Raw genomic sequence first — 22,514 nt, 5'->3', positions numbered from 1 at the left:
TTTCTGATTTTTAGGAACAATCGATATGTCTATCACTAAAGACCAAATTCTGGAAGCTGTTGCCGCTATGTCCGTAATGGAAGTAGTTGAGCTGGTTTCTGCTATGGAAGAAAAATTCGGCGTTTCTGCTGCTGCTGCTGTAGCTGTTGCTGCTGGCCCAGCTGAAGCTGTTGAAGAGAAAACTGAATTCGACGTAATTCTGAAAGCTGTTGGCGCTAACAAAGTCGCAGTAATCAAAGCAGTACGTACTGCAACTGGCCTGGGCTTGAAAGAAGCTAAAGACCTGGTTGAAGCTACTGGTACTATCAAAGAAGCCATCAGCAAAGATGACGCAGCCGCTCTTGAAGCTGCTCTGAAAGAAGCTGGCGCTGAAGTTGAAGTTAAGTAAGACAACCTTCGGGTTGCAGCCTGAGTAACATTAGGCTGATGGCTGGTGACTGTTTAGGTCACCAGCCTTTTTGCGCTACAGGGGAATGATGGCGTTTCGCACTGTTTGTCCATCATTCCTCTTCAATATCTTTTTCTATCGACGCCTTAATATATCGCTCTCCTGCGAAGGTTCCCTGCCTGAGCAACGGCGATGAAATGATTTAAGAGTGATAGAAAGATGTATTGCATGGGGTGCTACGCATCGCATGAAAAACAAAAAATAGTGTTGCATGAACTGTCCTTTTCAGGACGGACAGCGTGGTTCGACATGTCAGCTAGCTGAGGAACCCCATGGTTTACTCCTATACCGAGAAAAAACGTATTCGTAAGGATTTTGGTAAACGTCCACAAGTTTTGGACATACCTTATCTCCTTTCTATCCAGCTTGACTCGTTCCAGAAGTTTATCGAGCAAGATCCAGAAGGCCAGTACGGTCTGGAAGCAGCCTTCCGCTCCGTATTCCCAATCTCAAGCTACAGCGGCAACTCTGAGTTGCAGTATGTTAGCTACCGTTTGGGTGAGCCTGTCTTTGACGTAACTGAATGTCAGATCCGTGGCGTGACCTATTCGGCACCGCTGCGCGTGAAACTGCGTCTGGTGATCTACGAGCGCGAAGCGCCGGAAGGCACCGTAAAAGACATTAAAGAACAAGAAGTCTACATGGGTGAGATTCCACTCATGACGGACAACGGTACCTTTGTTATCAATGGTACTGAGCGTGTTATCGTTTCTCAGCTGCACCGTAGTCCTGGCGTGTTCTTCGACAGTGATAAGGGTAAAACGCACTCTTCCGGTAAAGTGCTGTATAACGCACGTATCATCCCTTACCGCGGTTCATGGCTCGACTTCGAGTTTGACCCGAAAGACAACCTCTTCGTCCGTATTGACCGTCGTCGTAAGCTGCCGGCCAGTATCATTCTGCGCGCGTTAAACTTCACCTCAGAACAAATCCTCGATCTGTTCTTTGACAAAGTCGTTTATGAAATCCGCGATAACAAACTGCAGATGGAACTGGTGCCTGAGCGCCTGCGTGGTGAAACCGCCTCCTTCGATATCGAAGCAAACGGCACGGTCTACGTTGAGAAAGGTCGTCGCATCACTGCGCGCCACATCCGTCAGCTGGAAAAAGACAACATTCAGCACATCGAAGTGCCAGTTGAATACATTGCTGGCAAAGTGGTCGCTAAAGACTACGTCGATCTGAACACCGGCGAGCTGATCGTTCCAGCGAACATGGAATTGTCACTGGATCTGCTGGCGAAACTGAGCCAGTCAGGCCACAAGCGCATTGAAACGCTGTTTACCAACGACCTGGATCACGGTGCGTATATCTCCGAGACTCTGCGTGTTGACCCAACCAACGATCGCTTAAGCGCGCTGGTTGAGATCTACCGCATGATGCGTCCTGGTGAGCCACCAACGCGTGAAGCCGCTGAAAACCTGTTTGAGAACCTGTTCTTCTCTGAAGATCGTTATGATCTTTCTGCGGTTGGTCGCATGAAGTTCAACCGTTCTCTGCTGCGTGATGAGATCGAAGGTTCAGGTATCCTGAGCAAAGACGACATCATCGAAGTGATGAAAAAGCTTATCGGTATCCGTAACGGTATCGGTGAAGTGGATGATATCGATCACCTCGGTAACCGTCGTATTCGTTCTGTTGGCGAAATGGCAGAAAACCAGTTCCGTGTTGGTCTGGTTCGTGTTGAGCGTGCAGTTAAAGAGCGTCTGTCTCTGGGCGACCTCGATACGCTGATGCCTCAGGACATGATCAACGCTAAGCCGATTTCGGCGGCGGTGAAAGAGTTCTTCGGCTCAAGCCAGTTGTCCCAGTTTATGGATCAGAACAACCCGTTGTCTGAGATTACGCACAAACGTCGTATCTCTGCTCTGGGCCCAGGCGGTCTGACCCGTGAGCGCGCCGGCTTCGAAGTTCGTGACGTACACCCAACCCACTACGGTCGTGTATGTCCTATCGAAACCCCGGAAGGCCCGAACATCGGTCTGATCAACTCACTCTCTGTGTACGCGCAGACTAACGAATACGGTTTCCTTGAAACCCCGTATCGTCGCGTTGTTGACGGTAAAGTGAGTGATGAAATTCATTACCTCTCTGCAATTGAAGAGGGTAACTACGTTATCGCTCAGGCGAACACCAACCTCGCAGAAGATGGCAGCTTTGTTGACGATCTCGTCACCTGCCGTAGCAAGGGTGAGTCAAGCCTGTTCAGCCGCGATCAGGTTGACTACATGGACGTTTCCACCCAACAGGTGGTTTCTGTCGGTGCGTCACTGATTCCGTTCCTGGAGCACGATGATGCTAACCGCGCCTTGATGGGTGCGAACATGCAACGTCAGGCGGTTCCAACTCTGCGCGCTGATAAGCCGCTGGTTGGTACCGGTATGGAACGTGCAGTAGCGGTTGACTCCGGTGTAACTGCCGTCGCGAAACGTGGTGGTACCGTTCAGTACGTTGATGCTTCTCGTATCGTTATCAAAGTTAACGAAGAAGAGATGTATCCGGGCGAAGCGGGTATCGACATCTACAACCTGACCAAGTACACCCGTTCTAACCAGAACACCTGCATCAACCAGATGCCGTGTGTAAATCTGGGTGAGCCGATTGAGCGTGGCGACGTGCTGGCAGATGGCCCGTCTACCGATCTCGGTGAACTGGCGCTCGGTCAGAACATGCGCGTGGCGTTCATGCCATGGAACGGTTACAACTTCGAAGACTCCATCCTCGTATCCGAGCGTGTGGTTCAGGAAGACCGTTTCACCACTATTCACATCCAGGAACTGGCATGTGTGTCTCGCGACACCAAGCTGGGGCCAGAAGAGATCACCGCTGATATCCCGAACGTGGGTGAAGCTGCGCTTTCTAAACTGGATGAATCCGGCATCGTGTATATCGGTGCGGAAGTGACCGGTGGCGACATTCTGGTTGGTAAGGTAACGCCGAAAGGTGAAACCCAGCTGACGCCAGAAGAGAAACTGCTGCGTGCGATCTTCGGTGAAAAAGCCTCTGACGTGAAAGATTCGTCACTGCGCGTTCCAAACGGCGTATCCGGTACGGTTATCGATGTGCAGGTCTTCACCCGCGATGGCGTGGAAAAAGACAAGCGCGCGCTGGAAATCGAAGAGATGCAGCTGAAGCAGGTTAAGAAAGACCTGTCTGAAGAACTGCAGATCTTCGAAGCGGGCCTGTTCGGCCGTATCCAGGCTGTACTGATCTCGGGTGGTGTTGAAGCTGAGAAGCTGGACAAACTGCCACGTGAGCGCTGGTTGGAGCTGGGCCTGACTGACGAAGAGAAGCAGAATTCTCTGGAGCAGCTGGCTGAGCAGTACGACGAGCTGAAGCACGAGTTTGAGAAGAAACTTGAAGCTAAGCGTCGCAAGATCACCCAAGGCGATGATCTGGCACCAGGCGTGCTGAAAATCGTTAAGGTGTATCTGGCCGTTAAACGTCAGATCCAGCCTGGTGACAAGATGGCAGGTCGTCACGGTAACAAGGGTGTTATCTCTAAGATCAACCCTATCGAAGACATGCCTTACGATGAGAACGGTACGCCGGTCGACATCGTACTGAACCCGCTGGGCGTACCATCGCGTATGAACATCGGTCAGATCCTGGAAACTCACCTCGGTATGGCGGCGAAAGGCATTGGTGAAAAAATCAATGCGATGCTGAAGAAGCAGGAAGAAGTCTCCAAACTGCGTGAGTTCATCCAGCGTGCTTACGATCTGGGCACTGATGTGCGTCAGAAAGTTGACCTGAACACCTTTACAGACGACGAAGTGCTGCGTCTGGCAGAAAACCTGAAGAAGGGTATGCCAATCGCGACTCCGGTGTTTGACGGTGCGAAAGAGAGCGAAATCAAAGAGCTGCTGCAGCTCGGTGGCTTGCCTTCTTCCGGTCAGATCACCCTGTTCGACGGCCGTACCGGTGAGCAGTTTGAGCGTCAGGTAACCGTAGGTTACATGTATATGCTGAAACTGAACCACCTGGTCGACGACAAGATGCACGCACGTTCTACCGGTTCTTACAGCTTGGTTACTCAGCAGCCGCTGGGTGGTAAAGCGCAGTTCGGTGGACAGCGCTTCGGTGAGATGGAAGTGTGGGCACTGGAAGCATACGGTGCCGCGTATACCCTGCAGGAAATGCTTACCGTTAAATCTGATGACGTTAACGGCCGTACGAAGATGTATAAAAACATCGTCGACGGTAACCATCAGATGGAACCGGGCATGCCGGAATCCTTCAACGTACTGTTGAAAGAGATTCGCTCGCTGGGTATCAACATCGAGCTGGAAGACGAGTAAGTACTCGCAAGTACTGGTTACGGGACGTGCACTTCGGGTGCGCGTCCCTGAGAGTTCCACTCCGACGGGAGCTAATCCGTGAAAGACTTACTTAAGTTTCTGAAAGCGCAAACTAAGACCGAAGAGTTTGATGCGATCAAAATTGCTCTGGCCTCGCCAGACATGATCCGTTCATGGTCTTTTGGTGAAGTTAAAAAGCCGGAAACCATTAACTACCGTACCTTCAAGCCTGAGCGTGACGGTCTTTTCTGTGCCCGTATTTTCGGACCGGTAAAAGATTACGAATGCCTGTGCGGTAAGTACAAGCGTTTAAAACATCGCGGCGTGATCTGTGAGAAGTGTGGCGTTGAAGTTACACAGACCAAAGTACGTCGTGAGCGCATGGGCCACATTGAGCTGGCTTCTCCAACTGCGCACATTTGGTTCCTGAAATCACTGCCTTCGCGTATCGGCTTGCTGCTGGATATGCCACTGCGTGATATCGAGCGCGTGCTGTACTTCGAATCTTATGTAGTTATCGAAGGCGGCATGACCAACCTGGAAAAACGTCAGATTCTGACGGAAGAGCAGTACCTTGACGCGCTGGAAGAGTTCGGTGACGAATTCGACGCGAAGATGGGTGCGGAAGCTATCCAGGCGCTGCTGAAAAATATGGATCTGGAGCAAGAGTGCGAGCAGCTGCGTGAAGAGCTGAACGAAACCAACTCCGAGACCAAACGTAAAAAGCTGACCAAGCGTATCAAGCTGCTGGAAGCGTTCGTTCAGTCTGGTAACAAGCCAGAGTGGATGATCCTGACTGTTCTGCCGGTTCTGCCGCCAGATCTGCGTCCGCTGGTACCGCTGGATGGTGGTCGTTTCGCTACGTCGGATCTGAACGATCTGTATCGTCGCGTGATCAACCGTAACAACCGTCTGAAACGCCTGCTGGATCTGGCTGCGCCAGATATCATCGTACGTAACGAAAAACGTATGCTGCAGGAAGCGGTTGATGCACTGCTGGATAACGGCCGTCGCGGTCGCGCCATCACTGGCTCGAACAAGCGTCCGCTGAAATCTCTGGCAGACATGATCAAAGGTAAACAGGGTCGTTTCCGTCAGAACCTGTTGGGTAAACGTGTTGACTACTCTGGCCGTTCAGTTATCACCGTTGGTCCATACCTGCGTCTGCATCAGTGCGGTCTGCCGAAGAAAATGGCTCTTGAGCTGTTCAAACCGTTCATTTACGGCAAGCTGGAACTGCGTGGCCTGGCCACCACCATCAAAGCCGCTAAGAAAATGGTTGAGCGCGAAGAAGCTGTCGTTTGGGATATCCTGGACGAAGTGATCCGCGAACACCCGGTACTGCTGAACCGTGCACCAACTCTGCACCGTTTGGGTATCCAGGCGTTTGAACCGGTTCTGATCGAAGGTAAAGCGATCCAGCTGCACCCGCTGGTTTGTGCGGCATATAACGCCGACTTCGATGGTGACCAGATGGCTGTTCACGTACCGCTGACGCTGGAAGCCCAGCTGGAAGCGCGTGCGCTGATGATGTCGACCAACAACATTCTGTCACCAGCGAACGGCGAGCCAATCATCGTTCCTTCACAGGACGTTGTTTTGGGTCTGTACTACATGACCCGCGACAAAGTGAACGCCAAAGGCGAAGGCATGGTGCTGACTGGCCCGAAAGAAGCTGAGCGTGTTTACCGCGCTGGCCTGGCCGAGCTGCATGCACGCGTTAAAGTGCGTATCACCGAATATACAAAGAACGAGCAGGAAGAGTTCGTTGCGAAAACCAGCATTATCGACACCACCATTGGTCGTGCGATTCTGTGGATGATCGTTCCGAAAGGTCTGCCTTACTCCATCGTCAACCAGGCGCTGGGTAAGAAAGCAATTTCCAAGATGCTGAACACCTGTTACCGCATCCTGGGCCTGAAGCCGACCGTTATCTTTGCTGACCAAACCATGTACACCGGTTTTGCTTACGCAGCCCGTTCAGGTGCCTCTGTAGGTATCGACGACATGGTCATCCCAGCCAAGAAAGCGGAAATCGTAGCGGAAGCGGAAGCGGAAGTTGCTGAGATTCAGGAACAGTTCCAGTCTGGTCTGGTAACTGCTGGCGAACGTTACAACAAAGTTATCGATATTTGGGCCGCTGCTAACGAACGCGTTTCCAAAGCGATGATGGATAACCTGCAAACTGAAACCGTGATCAACCGTCATGGCGAAGAAGAGCAGCAGGTATCGTTCAACAGCATCTACATGATGGCCGACTCCGGTGCGCGTGGTTCTGCTGCACAGATTCGTCAGCTGGCCGGTATGCGTGGTCTGATGGCTAAGCCAGATGGCTCAATCATCGAAACGCCGATCACCGCGAACTTCCGTGAAGGTCTGAACGTACTCCAGTACTTCATCTCCACGCACGGTGCGCGTAAAGGTCTTGCGGATACCGCACTGAAAACTGCTAACTCCGGTTATCTGACGCGTCGTCTGGTAGACGTAGCGCAGGATCTGGTTGTTACCGAAGATGACTGCGGCACGTTCGAAGGCATCATGATGACTCCGGTCATCGAAGGTGGCGACGTTAAAGAGCCGCTGCGTGAGCGTGTACTGGGTCGTGTAACGGCTGAAGACGTTCTGAAGCCGGGCACTGCAGACATCCTGATCCCGCGTAACACCCTGATCGATGAGCACTGGTGTGATGTGATCGAACTGAATTCAGTCGATGCGATCAAAGTGCGCTCGGTTGTTGGCTGTGAAACCGACTTCGGTGTGTGCGCACACTGCTACGGTCGCGATCTGGCACGTGGTCACATCATCAACAAAGGTGAGGCCATCGGTGTTATCGCAGCACAGTCCATCGGTGAGCCGGGTACTCAGCTGACGATGCGTACGTTCCACATCGGTGGTGCGGCATCTCGTGCGGCTGCTGAATCCAGCATCCAGGTGAAGAACAAAGGTACTATCAAGCTGACCAACGCTAAGTCTGTAACCAACTCCTCAGGGAAACTGGTTATCGTTTCACGTAACGTTGAGCTGAAGATGATCGACGAGTTCGGTCGTACCAAAGAGAGCTATAAAGTGCCTTACGGTGCGGTTATGGCTAAAGGTGATGGCGAGCAGGTTGCAGCGGGCGAGACCGTAGCAAACTGGGATCCGCATACCATGCCGGTAATCACCGAAGTGGGCGGTTTCATTCGCTTCACTGACATGATCGACGGTCAGACCATTACGCGTCAGACTGACGACTTAACCGGTTTGTCATCGCTGGTGGTTCTGGATTCTGCAGAACGTACTGCGGGCGGTAAAGATCTGCGTCCTGCGCTGAAAATTGTTGATGCCAACGGAAATGATGTTCTGATTCCAGGTACCGACATGCCAGCACAGTACTTCCTGCCGGGCAAAGCGATTGTTCAGCTGGAAGATGGCGTTAAGATCAGTGCCGGTGACACGCTGTCGCGTGTTCCGCAGGAATCTGGCGGTACCAAGGATATTACCGGTGGTCTGCCGCGCGTTGCTGACTTGTTCGAAGCGCGTCGTCCGAAAGAGCCAGCAATCCTGGCGGAGATCAGCGGTATCATCTCCTTCGGTAAAGAGACCAAAGGTAAGCGTCGTCTGGTAATCACGCCGGTTGATGGTAGCGATCCGTACGAAGAGATGATTCCAAAATGGCGTCAACTTAACGTATTCGAAGGTGAGCGCGTAGAACGTGGTGACGTCGTATCTGACGGCCCAGAGTCTCCGCACGACATCCTGCGTCTGCGTGGCGTCCATGCTGTGACCCGTTACATCACTAACGAAGTGCAGGAAGTTTACCGTCTGCAAGGCGTTAAGATTAACGATAAACACATCGAAGTCATCGTTCGTCAGATGCTGCGTAAAGCAACCATCTCGAGCGTGGGAAGCACCGACTTCCTGGAAGGTGAGCAGGCTGAATACTCTCGCATCAAGATCTCTAACCGTGAACTTGAAGCGAATGGCAAAATCGGCGCAACATTCATGCGCGATCTGCTGGGTATCACCAAAGCGTCACTGGCAACCGAATCGTTCATCTCTGCAGCATCGTTCCAGGAGACCACGCGTGTCCTGACTGAAGCAGCAGTTGCAGGTAAGCGCGATGAACTGCGCGGCCTGAAAGAGAACGTAATCGTGGGTCGTCTGATCCCAGCCGGTACCGGTTATGCTTATCACCAGGATCGTATGCGTCGCCGCTCTGCGGGTGAAGCACCGGTTGCACCGCAGGTTACTGCGGATGAAGCCTCTGCTAGCCTGGCTGAATTGCTGAACGCCGGTCTGGGCGGAAGCGACGACGAGTAATTCGTCTGCTAAAGCTGACCAATAAAAAACCCTGCCTCGGCAGGGTTTTTTTTCGTCTTCATTTTGTCAGAACTTGCGGCAGACATCTTCGCGTGTCAGTCCGATATCACGCAGCTGATTGTCACTCAGTTTTGACAGGATGCGATGTGTTTCACGCCGTGCTTTCCAGTGTTTAACCATACGTACTGCGCCACGGAAGATATCCAGTAAAGTGACATCAAAAGGTTTAGCCGCGCGGTTTTGATCGAATTCCATAATCCTTGCCCTCAGTAGGTTGCCTGAGATGCATTGTCCAATCCCTGCACATTATGATACAGACGCAAAAATCACTTATCTTTAACATACAGATTGCGCTGTGATGGATCTGAATGGTAATAATGAGGGCTATCTGTACTGGTTTGTCATGATCGACGGCTGAGTGAGGCATACGATGACGCGTTACCAACATTTGGCATGTTTGCTTTCGGATCGTATTGAGCAAGGGCTGTACCGCAGCGGCGAGCGTTTGCCATCGGTGCGCACGCTGAGTCTGGAACATGGCGTGAGTATCAGCACCGTTCAGCAGGCATATCATCTGCTGGAAGAGAAACAGCTGATCGTACCGCAGCCACGATCCGGATATTTCGTTGCAACGCGCAAAGCGACGCCGCCGATGCCGGCGATAACCCGACCGGCACAGCGCCCGGTGGAAATCACCCAATGGGAATCGGTGCTGGAGTTGCTCAGCAGCCGGACTAACAGCGATGTGTTGCAACTTGGCAGCGGTATTCCCGATCTTACTCAGCCCACATTGAAACCGCTGTGGAAAATTCAGAGCCGGATGGCGCAGAGGCAGGATATTGACCAGCTCAACTATGACAGTTTGCTGGGCGTTGCGGCATTGCGCGAACAGGTTGCGCGCCTGACGATCGACAGCGGTTGTCAGCTTACGGCAGAAGATATCGTGATTACAACCGGCTGCCATGAAGCATTGTCGATTTCGATTCGTGCCATATGCCAGTCCGGTGACATCATTGCCGTGGAATCGCCCACTTTCCACGGCACCATGCAAACGTTGCGCGGCTTCGGCATTCGCGCCATTGAGATTCCTACCGATTCGGTCACCGGTATCAGCCTGGAAGCGCTGGAACTGGCGTTCGAGCAGTGGCCGATCAAAGCGGTGGTGGTAGTACCAAACTGCAATAATCCGCTGGGCTTTATCATGCCCGAATCTCGCAAACGTGCGTTGGTAACGCTGGCGCAGCGTTTTGATGCCGCGATTATTGAAGACGATGTGTATGGCGAACTGGCGTGGGAGTATCCGCGACCGGTTACCATCAAGTCGCTGGACCACGATGGCCGCGTGTTGCTGTGCAGTTCGTTCTCCAAGACGCTGGCGCCGGGATTGCGTGTTGGTTGGGTGGCGCCGGGACGCTATCGCGATCGCGTGCTGCATATGAAATACATCAGCACCGGATCGACGGCCACACAGCCGCAGCATGCGGTCGCCGAGTTTATTCGCCTTGGTCATTATCTGCCGCACTTGCGGCGCATGCGTCAGGTGTATCAACGCAACTACGAAACTTTCAGCTGTTGGGTGCGCCACTACTTCCCGTGCGGGATTTGTGTCTCGCGTCCGCAGGGCAGCTTCCTGATGTGGATTGAATTGCCAGAAGCATTTGATGCAGTCAGGCTCAATACCGAATTGCGGGAGCTGAACATGCAGGTTGCGGTGGGTTCGCTGTTTTCGGCCTCGGGCAAGTATCGCAACTGCTTGCGCCTGAATTATGGTTTGCCAATGAATGAGCATACGGAGCAGGCGATAGCCCAACTCGGCGCAGCAGTAGAGCGTGCCATGCTGGCTTGCAGTATAGAAACCGTGCATACCTCCTCCCTGACTATGTGAAGAAAGGCAGGGCTGGGAGAGGTTAAGACCAGCCCTGGCCCGCTGCAAGCGACAGCGGGCAGGCACACTTTAGTCTTATCAGGAAAGGACGCTAGCCATCACATCACGCTGCTGCGCGGCAGATTCCAGCGTTTCATCCTCACTTACCACGCATTACATTGCTTCTGCAGGTTCGATTCCATTTTCCACCAGTGACAGCAGCTGTTGCGTTGCTGCGCGCCAGTCTGCGGCATGGGTAATCGCGCTCACCACCGCAATACTGCCCACGCCGGTAGCCAGCACTTCAGGCACGCGCGCCAGTGAAATACCGCCAATCGCCACGGTTGGCATATCCTGTAAACGCGTCAGATGGCGTTTCAATTCCACCACGCCCTGCGGCGCAGAAGGCATGTCTTTGGTTTGCGTAGGATAGATGTGGCCAAGCGCGATGTAAGAGGGGCGCAGCGCCAGAGCCCGATCCAGCTCGGCATCGTCATGCGTCGATAAACCCAGGCGCAATCCCGCCTCACGAATGGCCGCCAGATCGGCGATATCCAGATCTTCCTGGCCGAGGTGCACGCCATAAGCGTGATATTTAATGGCTAAGCGCCAGTAATCATTGATAAACAGGCGTGCACGATACTGTTTGCCAAGCGCAATCGCCCCACGCACGGCATCTTCCACCTCATGATCTTCACAATCTTTGATGCGCAGCTGAATGGTGCGCACACCGGCTTCCAGCAAGCGCGCGATCCATTCCAGGCTATCAACAACCGGATACAGCCCCAGTTTTGGGGCCGTGGCAGGAAAGGCGTCGGTCATACATTTTCCTCTTTAAGGGTATCGGCAGCGTGATAAAGCTCGCCGCCACGATTGCGGAAGGCATCCGACATTTGCGCCATACCAATCTCTATCGGCTGAGCTTCAGCCTGTTGGCGGGCGGCAAACTCGCGCACTTCCTGAGTAATTTTCATTGAGCAGAATTTTGGGCCGCACATCGAACAGAAGTGCGCGACTTTGCCTGATTCCTGCGGCAGGGTTTCATCGTGATAGGCGCGTGCGGTGTGCGGATCAAGCGCCAGATTGAACTGATCTTCCCAGCGAAATTCAAAACGAGCTTTCGACATCGCATTGTCGCGGATCTGCGCGCCCGGATGACCTTTCGCCAGATCCGCTGCATGCGCGGCGATCTTGTAGGTGATCAGCCCTTGTTTCACATCCTCTTTATTCGGCAAACCGAGGTGCTCTTTCGGCGTCACGTAACAGAGCATGGCGCAGCCGAACCAGCCAATCATGGCCGCGCCGATGCCAGAAGTGAAATGGTCATAGCCGGGCGCGATATCGGTGGTGAGCGGGCCAAGCGTGTAAAACGGGGCTTCGTGACAATGCTCAAGCTGTTCGGTCATATTGCGACGAATCATCTGCATCGGCACGTGTCCCGGACCTTCAATCATCACCTGCACATCATATTCCCAGGCGATTTTAGTCAGTTCGCCCAGCGTATGCAGTTCGGCAAATTGCGCCTCATCGTTGGCATCCTGAATCGAGCCGGGACGCAGGCCGTCGCCGAGCGACAGCGCCACATCGTAGGCGGCACAAATTTCACAAATCTCGCGGAAGTGCAGATAAAGAAAGCTTTCGGTGTGATGTGACAGGCACCATTTCGCCATGATCGAGCCGCCGCGCGACACAATGCCGGTCAGGCGTTTGGCTGTCATTGGCACGTAGCGCAGCAGTACGCCAGCGTGAATGGTGAAGTAATCGACACCTTGTTCTGCCTGCTCCAGCAGCGTGTCACGGAAAATCTCCCAGTTGAGATCTTCTGCAATACCGTTCACTTTCTCCAGCGCCTGATAAATCGGCACTGTACCAATTGGCACCGGACTGTTTCGCAAAATCCACTCACGCGTTTCATGAATGTAGCGGCCGGTTGAGAGATCCATCACGGTGTCTGCGCCCCAGCGCGTCGACCACACCAGCTTCTCCACTTCTTCTTCAATTGATGAACTCACCGCCGAGTTACCAATATTGGCATTTACCTTCACCAGGAAGTTGCGGCCAATGATCATCGGTTCGGATTCGGGATGGTTGATGTTAGAAGGGATGATGGCGCGGCCGCTGGCGACTTCCTGGCGGACAAACTCAGCGGTGATATTTTCCGGCAGATTAGCGCCAAAGCTGTGACCCGGATGCTGCTGTAGCAGCACTTCACCGCGAATACGCTCGCGGCCCATGTTTTCGCGCAGCGCAATAAACTCCATCTCGGGCGTGATGATGCCCTGACGTGCATAGTGCAGCTGGGTAACCCGGCTGCCATCCTTGGCGCGGCGCGGTTGTGGCAGATGTTCAAAACGCAGGTGATCCAAGCCTTCATCCGCCAGACGTTGCTGCGTGTAGCTGGAACTTAGCTGGTGGATAGTTTCACTGTCGCCACGATCTTCGATCCAGTTGGCGCGCAGCCTTGCGAGTCCCTGATGCACATCAACAGTGGCTTGAGGATCGCCATAAGCACCGGCGGTGTCATAAACCGGCACCGCTTCATTCGGCTCATATTGCGGATGTTCTTTGCTGCCGCCGATATGTGTCGGGCTGAGCTGTATCTCACGCATTGGCACACGAATATCCTCGCGGCTGCCAGTGATCCAGATACGTTTGGAGTTGGGGAAAGCAGTTCCCTGCAGGGAATCGATAAATTCTTGCGCCTGAGCGCGTTGTTCTCGACGAGACGTTTTAGCAGACATAGCAAGTTTCCGGTAAAGGTTGGAAGTTGCTTGTCCAGAGTTCGGAAGGAGTAACAGCGACGATGCTGGGCGCCAGCTTGCAACGTGCTGATGATGTCTACTCTTGTTCCCTTCGCAGGTACTAACCTGATCAGGTTCCGCGGATCCCGAATTAACGGTCTCAGCCCCGGAGGGCACTCCGACAAGGTTGTGTTTTGTGGTTTAAGCTACTTTGCTTGCCATTTTGCACTTGGGCAGTGCTCGTGACCGTCACGTACTACGTGTACGCTCCGGTCCCTGCGCGCTGTCCGAGTGCAAACTGGCTGCGCACGCTACGCTTAAACCGCAAAACCTTACTCTTCATACTTCTGAAAGAAGAAATAAAAAAAGCCCATTCAGCATAAGAGGGCTTTTCTTGAATAACAAGTTTTTTACATCTTCGGGATGTTATGCCGGGCGGGCGATGACGCTGTCGTTGGCAACCGGCGGGCGCGCCAGCTGGTTGTCCCAGGCGAGCTGCACCAACTTATCTTCCAGCGTAAAGCGCGATTCCAGCACTTCACCGACTTCGGAGAGCGCGGTTTGAAAATCCACACAATTATCATCGTTAATCGCTTGCTGCAGATGGGTGTCGTAAAGCTGCATGATGCGATCGGTATTCGCCTCGAGTGCCGGATAAATCTGCGCTGCCACGATTAATGGGCTATCACCCTGCATCTCACTAATGATGTGTTCATACACGCTGAAATGGCCGGTAGACAGGTAATCCACCAGGTTGTGACAAAATGCATCCAGCGCCTGTTCATCCAGCGCGGTTAACGCATCTTTTTGTGGCTTCATGCCAATAAGCTCGTAGTAAGTGACGAGCAGCTGTCGACGGGCGCGCAGCCATGAATCCACCAATTCATTTCTGCCACCTACACGCTCTGTCAGGTTCTCTAACTGGTTAAGCATATGGGGCTCCAGGTAGGTTATAGTTGTTTATTACACACTTAATATTAGGATTTCAGCGTGCGATTTGACGCTAAGGACAACGATTAAGATGCAACGTGAGATCTCAAGCTTAGACGCTGGTTGGTGGGTTGTCAGCCATGAGCAAAAACTTTGGATGCCGCAGGGTGAATTGCCGCATGGCTTAGCCACCGATTTTGGCCTGAACGGCAGCAACGGCATTTTGATTGGCGAGTGGCAGGGCGAGAATGTCTGGCTGGTACGCGAGCCGCGCCCGGACAGCATGGGCTCCGTGCGCCAACTGATTGATGAGGATGTCGGCCTGTTCCAAATCGCCGGACGTGGCGTGCAGCTGGCGGAGTTTTACCGCTCGCATCGCTGGTGCGGCTATTGCGGCCATGAGATGCATATCAGCAAACGCGAATTTGCCTGCTTGTGCAATCACTGCCGCGAGCGCTATTACCCGCAAATTGCGCCGTGCATCATCGTGGCCATTCGCCGTGGCGATGAGATTCTGCTCGCCAATCATGCGCGCCACCGTAACAACATCTACACCGTGCTGGCCGGCTTCGTCGAAGTGGGCGAAACCTTAGAACAAGCGGTGGCGCGGGAAGTGATGGAGGAGAGTAACGTGCGGGTGAAAAACGTGCGCTACGTTACCTCGCAGCCGTGGCCGTTCCCGCACTCTCTGATGATGGCGTATATGGCGGAATATGATGGCGGCGATCTGCAACACGACGGTAAAGAGCTGCTGGATGCCGGTTGGTATCGCTATGACGATCTGCCGCTGTTGCCGCCGCCCGGCACGGTGGCGCGTCGCCTGATTGAAGATACCGTTGCCCTGTGTCGCGCCAGCGCGGCGTGAAAATGCTACACTGCCGGCCTTAGCATGAGAGAGCCCATTATGAGTGAACTGAAGAACGATCGTTATCTGCGCGCCCTGTTACGTCAGCCGGTTGATGTCACGCCGGTATGGATGATGCGACAAGCTGGGCGCTATTTGCCGGAGTACAAAGCCACGCGCGCTGAAGCCGGTGATTTTATGTCGCTGTGTAAGAATGCTGAGCTGGCATGTGAAGTCACGCTGCAACCGCTGCGTCGCTATGCGCTGGATGCGGCAATCCTCTTCAGCGATATCCTCACCATTCCGGATGCGATGGGACTTGGGCTCTACTTTGAGACCGGCGAAGGCCCACGTTTCTCCAATCCGATCACCTGCCGTGCGGATGTCGATAAGCTGCCGGTGCCGGATCCAGAGCAAGAACTCGGTTATGTGATGAACGCGGTGCGTACCATTCGTCACAACCTGAAAGGCGAAGTGCCGCTGATCGGTTTCTCCGGTAGCCCGTGGACGCTGGCAACCTACATGGTTGAAGGCGGCAGCAGCAAAGCTTTCACGAAAATCAAAAAGATGATGTACGCCGAGCCGCAAACCCTGCACAAGCTGCTGGATAAGCTGGCCGACAGCGTAATTCTTTATCTCAATGCGCAGATCAAAGCTGGCGCGCAGTCGATCATGGTGTTCGACACATGGGGCGGCGTGCTGACCGGACGCGACTATCGCGAATTCTCGCTCTACTACATGCACAAAATAGTCGATAGCGTGCTGCACGAGAATGAAGGTCGTCGTGTACCTATTACGCTGTTCACCAAAGGTGGCGGCCAATGGCTGGAAGCGATAGCCGCGACTGGCTGTGATGCGCTGGGGCTCGACTGGACCACCGATATCGCCGATGCGCGTCGTCGCGTGGGTGACAAAGTGGCGCTGCAGGGCAACATGGATCCTTCCATGCTGTATGCACCGCCTGCGCGCATTGAGCAGGAAGTGGCTGGGATTCTCGAAGGTTTTGGCGCGGGCGAAGGCCACGTGTTTAACCTGGGCCACGGCATCCATCCAGATGTGCCGCCTGAGCATGCCGGTGCGTTTGTAGAAGCGGTGCATCGTCTGTCACGTCCTTATCATCAGGGCTGATGGTGGATTTAGCCGCACTACGCCAGGAACAGTTGCAACGCGCTGCTGATGTGGTGCGGCAGGATGATTTCGACGTGCTGCCGCCGCGTTTTATTGGTGGTGCCGACGTAGGTTTTGAACAGGGCGGTGAGATCACACGCGCTGCTCTGGTCATCCTCGAATATCCATCCTTAACGCTGGTGGAGCATCGCATTGCACGCGTGGCTACCACCATGCCGTATATTCCGGGCTTCTTATCCTTCCGCGAAATGCCGGCACTGCTGGAAGCCTGGCAGCAGCTCTCACACATGCCCGATCTGCTGTTTGTCGATGGTCACGGTATTTCCCATCCGCGTCGGCTTGGCGTGGCGGCGCACTTCGGTTCGCTGGTGGATGTGCCTACCATTGGCGTGGCGAAGAAGCGTCTATGCGGACGTTTTGCTGAGCTGGACGCAGAGCCAGGCAGCCGTCAGCCGCTGCTCGACAAAGGTGAACAGATTGGCTGGGTATGGCGCAGTAAAGCGCGCTGTAATCCGCTGTTTATCTCCACCGGCCATCGGGTCAGCATGGATAGCGCCTTGCATTGGGTGGAAGCCTGTACCGCAGGCTATCGTTTGCCGGAACCGACGCGTTGGGCGGATGCTGTCGCCTCTGGACGCCCGGCCTTTCTGCGCTGGCAAAATACGCCTTAACGCTGTTTGTGCCCGGCTTTTGCGGTACACTGCCGCCAGCTAACCTATTGAGAGTAAGTTTGATGTTACAGAATCCCGTCCATTTGCGTCTGGCGAAGCTTGAAAGCTGGCAGCATATGACTTTCATGGCCTGCCTGTGCGAGCGTATGTTCCCCAACTATTGGGCTTTCTGTCAGCAGACCGAATTCGCCGATCCGCAACTCTATCGCCGTATCCTCGATCTGATCTGGGAAAGCCTGACGGTCAAAGATGCCAAAATCAATTTCGACGGTCAGCTGGAGAAATTTGAAGCGGCGATTCCTGATGGTGACGATTTCGAGGTTTACGGTGTACATCCGGCGATTGATGCCTGCGTGGCATTAAGTGAACTGCTGCATGCACAGCTCAGCGGTGAAACGCTGGAGCACGCTGTTGAAGTCAGCCGTACATCGATCACCACCGTGGCGATTCTGGAAATGACGCAGGCCGGTCGCGAAATGACCGACGAAGAGCTGCGCGGAAATCAGGCGGTAATCGATGAATGGGACCTGCAGTGGGAGATTTTCCGCTTGCTGTCAGAGTGCGAAGAGCGCGACCTGGAATTGATTAAAGGCCTGCGTGCAGACCTGCGAGAAGCGGGAATCAGTAACATCGGTATACTTTTTCAGCAATAAGGCAAGAAAACGTGACTTCAGGCCCGAATTACCGCGCCTGGAGGCTTCACATCGGCCCCCTGTCTGGTCTACATTTGGGGGGCTGAAAATTGTGGCTATCGGTGCGTACCGGCTGAACAAGGCCTGAGAAGGGCTTTTCCCTCGCACTCGTTGCTTAGCAAGCGATAAATACACTTTAAGGATAACTTATGAACAAGACTCAACTGATTGATGTGATCGCAGAGAAAGCTGACCTGTCTAAAACCCAGGCTAAGACTGCGCTGGAATCTACCCTGGCTGCGATCACTGAGTCTCTGAAAGAAGGTGATGCTGTACAACTGGTTGGTTTTGGTACTTTTAAAGTGAACCACCGCGCTGAGCGTACCGGTCGCAACCCGCAGACTGGCAAAGAGATCAAAATTGCAGCGGCTAACGTGCCAGCGTTCGTTTCAGGCAAAGCTCTGAAAGACGCTGTTAAGTAAGTTTCCGCATTGCGGTTTAGCTTTAAAAGAGGGGGCGTTAGCGCCCCTTTTTGTTGCCGGGACCTGCCATGCTGAATTCAATTCCTCAGCGCGTGTGCGCCCTGTTATTTGGTGCGCTACTTACGGGCTGTAGCTCCACTCCTGATCTTCCTGCCTTTACGGCGAGCGGCTATCTGGCCGACCGCGGCACCGTGCGCATCTGGCGCAAGAATAGCGACCATCAAGTGGTTCACCTGCGTACGGTCTTCACACCGTTTAATGGCGATGCGATGGAAACCACTGATTACAACTGGCAGCAGCAGAAGCTGATTAGCGTCGAACGACGTGTTGCCAGTGCACAGCCGGATGATGTCACCTTACGCTTCGATCATCAGGGCAATCTCAATTTCATGCAGCGCCAGCTGGCGGGACGACGTGAAGCGGTTAGCGCTGATAGCGTTGAGCTATATCGCTTTGATGCGCAGCGCATGTTGGATCAGAGCAATGCGTTGCTTGCAGGCCGCGTATTGCTGCGTCAGGGCCATTGGCTGGGCGGCAATCAGGTGCGTGAGTGCGATGACAAGCTGGTGAGTGCGGCCTTTGATCGCGACACGCTGTTTACGCTAGGTCGGCAGCAGCAGAGCCAGTCTGCGCCATTAATGGTGTCATGGCTGGAAGCGCCGGAAGGTGTGCAACTGCTACGTGCTACGCCGGATGACGAATGCAGCTGGCAGCCAAAAGAGAGTGATTTCTAGCAGGCGGATAAGAGAAGGGGCACATGCTGTGCCCCTTTGCGTACTTATTTGCGGTTAATTGCGCGGTAACCGATATCGCGGCGGCAGAAGCTGCCATCCCACGAAATATGCTGCGCCAACGCATAAGCGTTCTTCTGCGCTGCGGCTACATCGTCGCCCAGCGCGGTCACGCACAGTACGCGACCGCCGTTGGTCACCACCAGATCGTCCTTCATGGTGGTACCAGCGTGGAATACTTTGCCGTCCGGCACTTCTTCCAGTGGCAGACCGTGAATCTGATCGCCCGTGTTGTAATCGCCCGGATAACCACCCGCCGCTAACACCACGCCGAGAGAGGGACGCGGATCCCACTGCGAGGTTTGCTGATCCAGTTTGCCATCGGTCGCCGCCAGACATAGCTCAACCAGATCCGATTGCAGACGCAGCATGATCGGCTGCGTTTCCGGATCGCCGAAGCGGCAGTTAAATTCGATCACTTTAGGCTGACCGGCTTTATCGATCATCAAACCGGCATACAGAAAACCGGTATAGATGTTGCCCTCAGCTTTCATACCGTTAACGGTTGGCCAGATGATCTGATCCATTACGCGCTGGTGGATCTCATCGGTCACCACTGGCGCCGGAGAATACGCGCCCATGCCGCCGGTGTTTGGACCGGTATCGCCATCGCCGACGCGCTTGTGATCCTGGCTGGTGGCCATCGGCAGCACATTATTGCCGTCGACCATCACGATAAAGCTGGCTTCTTCGCCATCAAGGAACTCTTCAATCACGATGCGGTGACCGGCATCGCCGAACGCATTGCCAGCCAGCATGTCTTGTACTGCAGCTTCTGCTTCAGCCAGTTCCATCGCCACGATCACGCCTTTACCGGCGGCCAGACCGTCAGCTTTGATGACGATCGGTGCGCCTTTCTCGCGCAGATACGCCAGCGCAGGCTCCACTTCGGTGAAGTTCTGGTATTCGGCGGTTGGGATCTGCTGACGTGCCAGGAAATCTTTGGTGAACGCCTTTGAGCCTTCCAGCTGGGCGGCGGCTTGCGTTGGGCCAAAGATCTTCAGACCTGCAGCACGGAACGCATCAACCACGCCAATCACCAGCGGCGCTTCCGGGCCAACGATAGTCAGATCGATTTTTTCCTGCTGAGCAAAAGCCAGCAGCGCGGGAACGTCGGTGGCGCTGATTGCCACGTTTTGCAAAGCCGGCTCGAGCGCGGTGCCCGCATTGCCCGGCGCGACAAACACTGTTTCGGCCAGTGGCGATTGTGCCGCTTTCCATGCCAACGCGTGCTCACGTCCGCCATTACCAATCACTAAAATTTTCATCTGTACTGCTCCCAACAATTAATGGCGGAAATGACGCATGTCGGTAAAGATCATCGCGATGCCGTGCTCATCAGCGGCGGCAATCACTTCATCATCACGGATTGAACCGCCTGGCTGAATCACGCAGCTGATGCCGACAGCCGCTGCGGCGTCGATACCGTCGCGGAACGGGAAGAAAGCATCAGACGCCATCGCAGAGCCTTTCACTTCCAGACCTTCATCACCCGCTTTGATGCCGGCAATTTTGGCCGAGTAAACGCGGCTCATCTGGCCAGCGCCAATGCCGATGGTCATATTGTCACGTGCGTAGACGATGGCATTAGATTTAACGAACTTCGCCACTTTCCAGCAGAACAGCGCATCACGCAGTTCCTGTTCAGTTGGCTGACGCTTGCTGACAACGCGCAGCTGGCTGGCATCGACCATGCCCAGATCACGATCCTGAACCAGCACGCCGCCGTTGACGCGTTTGAAATCCAGCGCCGCAACGCGACCTTGCCACTGACCACACACCAGAACGCGTACGTTCTGCTTAGCGGCGGTCACTTTTAGTGCTGCTTCGCTGGCGGATGGCGCGATGATCACTTCAACAAACTGACGGCTGATGATCGCCTGTGCGGTGGCTTCGTCCAGCTCGCGGTTGAAAGCGATGATGCCGCCGAAAGCAGAAGTCGGGTCAGTTTTGTAGGCGCGCTCGTAAGCGTCAAGAATCGAACCGCCAACCGCCACGCCGCATGGGTTAGCGTGTTTAACGATCACGCAAGCGGCTTCGTCGAACTCTTTCACGCACTCGAGTGCGGCATCGGTATCTGCGATGTTGTTGTAAGAGAGCGCTTTGCCCTGAACTTGCTGCGCGGTGGCAACAGAAGCTTCAGCAACATTCTCTTCTATATAGAAGGCAGCATCCTGATGGCTGTTCTCGCCGTAACGCATATCCTGCTTCTTAATGAAGTTGAGGTTAAGCGTGCGCGGGAAGCGGCCGGCCGGTTCTTTGCTGTCGCTGTGATAAGCCGGCACCAGGCTACCGAAGTAGTTGGCGATCATACTGTCATAAGCGGCAGTGTGTTCGAAGGCTTTGATGGCCAGATCAAAACGCGTTTCCAGCGTGAGCGAGTTTTCGTTGGCATCCAGCTCGGCAATAATCGCCTCGTAATCGCTGCTCTTGACTACGATCGCCACGTCTTTGTGGTTCTTCGCCGCTGAGCGAACCATCGTTGGGCCACCGATATCGATGTTCTCAACCGCGTCAGCTAATGAGCAATCAGGTTTGGCAACGGTTTGTGCGAAGGGATACAGGTTGACGACCACCATGTCGATTGGGTTGATGGCGTGTTCAGCCATGATCGCATCATCCTGACCACGACGACCCAAAATGCCGCCATGCACTTTCGGGTGCAGCGTTTTGACGCGTCCATCCATCATTTCCGGGAAACCGGTGTAGTCAGAAACTTCGGTGACGGGCAGGCCCGCATCTGCCAGCAGACGTGCGGTACCGCCTGTGGAGAGCAGCTCAACACCACGACTGGAGAGTGCCTGAGCAAATTCGAGGATACCGGCTTTGTCAGAGACACTGAGTAGAGCGCGGCGTACAGGACGACGTTGTTGCATGGTGGTTTTATCCCTTGGCTTTGTTTCGCGTAAAAAAGAGCGTTACATCAAGCTTAGTGTCTCTCTTCTATATAGAAGGAAACGCTTGCCTCATGTAACGCCCCAAAAGGGGCATCCTTGACGTCGCCGGGCATTGTAGCGAAAACGTTTGCGTGATGCTCGCCTAAATTCATTTGTGCGGCAGAGTGTGGATAACACTGTGTGTAACTGCGTATAAGGCGGGGTTTTGCTGTGGAATGCAGCGAACGGTTGTTTTTATTGAATTTAGCGGTTGCGCGCTGAGAACAACTCCCTATAATGCGCATCCATCAACACGGCACAACGGTTTACGAAATGTGGTGTTGGTGAGGAAGATTCGATAAGAACTTCCGCCGGATGAAAACGCTGAAAAAAGTGTTTGACTCCGAAGGAGGAAAGCGTAATATACGCCACCTCGCGACAGACGGTTCAGCCGCTGTTCGCAACGCTCTTTAACAATTTATCAGACAATCTGTGTGGGCACTC

General features: G+C 54.0%; 16 protein-coding genes and 1 riboswitch. Of the genes, 10 read left to right on the top strand and 6 right to left on the bottom strand.

The window, feature by feature from the left end:
* Positions 1 to 25: 25 nt before the first annotated feature.
* From rplL to rpoC, 3 genes are all read left to right on the top strand, one after another.
* Positions 26 to 388, top strand: a complete 363-nt coding sequence (gene rplL, locus FHW71_RS23750) for a 50S ribosomal protein L7/L12 (RefSeq protein ID WP_008108398.1) — start codon at positions 26 to 28, stop codon at positions 386 to 388.
* Between the two features lie 332 nt (positions 389 to 720).
* On the top strand, positions 721 to 4,749 hold the full coding sequence (gene rpoB / locus FHW71_RS23745) for a DNA-directed RNA polymerase subunit beta (protein WP_008108400.1): 4,029 nt from the start codon (positions 721 to 723) through the stop codon (positions 4,747 to 4,749).
* A gap of 78 nt (positions 4,750 to 4,827) precedes the next feature.
* Positions 4,828 to 9,051: a DNA-directed RNA polymerase subunit beta' gene (gene rpoC, locus FHW71_RS23740; protein ID WP_008108402.1), complete on the top strand. Its 4,224-nt coding sequence runs from the start codon at positions 4,828 to 4,830 to the stop codon at positions 9,049 to 9,051.
* 66 nt (positions 9,052 to 9,117) lie between these two features.
* Here rpoC and FHW71_RS23735 read toward each other — a convergent pair whose 3' ends face one another.
* The gene (locus FHW71_RS23735) at positions 9,118 to 9,306 is read right to left on the bottom strand and encodes a DUF1127 domain-containing protein (protein WP_008108404.1); all 189 of its coding nucleotides are present in this window, start codon (positions 9,304 to 9,306) and stop codon (positions 9,118 to 9,120) included.
* Positions 9,307 to 9,481: 175 nt separating this feature from the next.
* Here FHW71_RS23735 and FHW71_RS23730 point away from each other — a divergent pair, with 175 nt between their 5' ends.
* On the top strand, positions 9,482 to 10,936 hold the full coding sequence (locus FHW71_RS23730; protein ID WP_179453238.1) for a PLP-dependent aminotransferase family protein: 1,455 nt from the start codon (positions 9,482 to 9,484) through the stop codon (positions 10,934 to 10,936).
* Positions 10,937 to 11,089: 153 nt separating this feature from the next.
* Here the strand turns inward: FHW71_RS23730 and thiE are convergent, their stop codons facing one another.
* From thiE to rsd, 3 genes are all read right to left on the bottom strand, one after another.
* A complete protein-coding gene (gene thiE / locus FHW71_RS23725) occupies positions 11,090 to 11,737 on the bottom strand; it encodes a thiamine phosphate synthase (protein WP_179453237.1) in 648 nt (215 codons plus the stop codon).
* Positions 11,734 to 13,656, bottom strand: coding sequence for a phosphomethylpyrimidine synthase ThiC (gene thiC, locus FHW71_RS23720; RefSeq protein WP_179453236.1), 1,923 nt, complete (start codon positions 13,654 to 13,656; stop codon positions 11,734 to 11,736). Before thiC ends, thiE begins: the two co-directional genes overlap by 4 nt.
* 90 nt (positions 13,657 to 13,746) lie before the next feature.
* A riboswitch (TPP riboswitch) is annotated at positions 13,747 to 13,847 on the bottom strand.
* A 235-nt stretch (positions 13,848 to 14,082) separates the two neighbouring features.
* Positions 14,083 to 14,589 (bottom strand): sigma D regulator, encoded by a 507-nt coding sequence (rsd, locus tag FHW71_RS23715; RefSeq protein ID WP_179453235.1) that lies wholly within the window; start codon positions 14,587 to 14,589, stop codon positions 14,083 to 14,085.
* An 88-nt stretch (positions 14,590 to 14,677) separates the two neighbouring features.
* Here rsd and nudC point away from each other — a divergent pair, with 88 nt between their 5' ends.
* From nudC to FHW71_RS23685, 6 genes are all read left to right on the top strand, one after another.
* Positions 14,678 to 15,451, top strand: coding sequence for an NAD(+) diphosphatase (nudC, locus tag FHW71_RS23710; RefSeq protein ID WP_179453234.1), 774 nt, complete (start codon positions 14,678 to 14,680; stop codon positions 15,449 to 15,451).
* Between the two features lie 39 nt (positions 15,452 to 15,490).
* Positions 15,491 to 16,558, top strand: coding sequence for a uroporphyrinogen decarboxylase (gene hemE / locus FHW71_RS23705; protein ID WP_008108418.1), 1,068 nt, complete (start codon positions 15,491 to 15,493; stop codon positions 16,556 to 16,558).
* Between the two features lie 2 nt (positions 16,559 to 16,560).
* Complete coding sequence (nfi, locus tag FHW71_RS23700; RefSeq protein ID WP_008108420.1) at positions 16,561 to 17,229, top strand: deoxyribonuclease V; 669 nt, start codon at positions 16,561 to 16,563, stop codon at positions 17,227 to 17,229.
* Between the two features lie 62 nt (positions 17,230 to 17,291).
* Positions 17,292 to 17,882 (top strand): YjaG family protein, encoded by a 591-nt coding sequence (locus tag FHW71_RS23695; protein WP_061720552.1) that lies wholly within the window; start codon positions 17,292 to 17,294, stop codon positions 17,880 to 17,882.
* A 188-nt stretch (positions 17,883 to 18,070) separates the two neighbouring features.
* Positions 18,071 to 18,343, top strand: coding sequence for a nucleoid-associated protein HU-alpha (gene hupA / locus FHW71_RS23690; protein WP_007886275.1), 273 nt, complete (start codon positions 18,071 to 18,073; stop codon positions 18,341 to 18,343).
* A gap of 68 nt (positions 18,344 to 18,411) precedes the next feature.
* Complete coding sequence (locus FHW71_RS23685) at positions 18,412 to 19,077, top strand: DUF1481 domain-containing protein (RefSeq protein ID WP_179453233.1); 666 nt, start codon at positions 18,412 to 18,414, stop codon at positions 19,075 to 19,077.
* A gap of 44 nt (positions 19,078 to 19,121) precedes the next feature.
* Here the strand turns inward: FHW71_RS23685 and purD are convergent, their stop codons facing one another.
* On the bottom strand, positions 19,122 to 20,402 hold the full coding sequence (purD, locus tag FHW71_RS23680; RefSeq protein WP_061720554.1) for a phosphoribosylamine--glycine ligase: 1,281 nt from the start codon (positions 20,400 to 20,402) through the stop codon (positions 19,122 to 19,124).
* Between the two features lie 18 nt (positions 20,403 to 20,420).
* Positions 20,421 to 22,010, bottom strand: coding sequence for a bifunctional phosphoribosylaminoimidazolecarboxamide formyltransferase/IMP cyclohydrolase (gene purH, locus FHW71_RS23675; protein ID WP_061720555.1), 1,590 nt, complete (start codon positions 22,008 to 22,010; stop codon positions 20,421 to 20,423).
* Positions 22,011 to 22,514 lie beyond the last annotated feature (504 nt).

The sequence above is a fragment of the Enterobacter sp. Sphag1F genome (assembly GCF_014193275.1).
Classification (GTDB): Bacteria; Pseudomonadota; Gammaproteobacteria; order Enterobacterales; family Enterobacteriaceae; genus Pantoea; species Pantoea symbiotica.
This window is presented reverse-complemented; position numbering and strand designations above follow the sequence as displayed.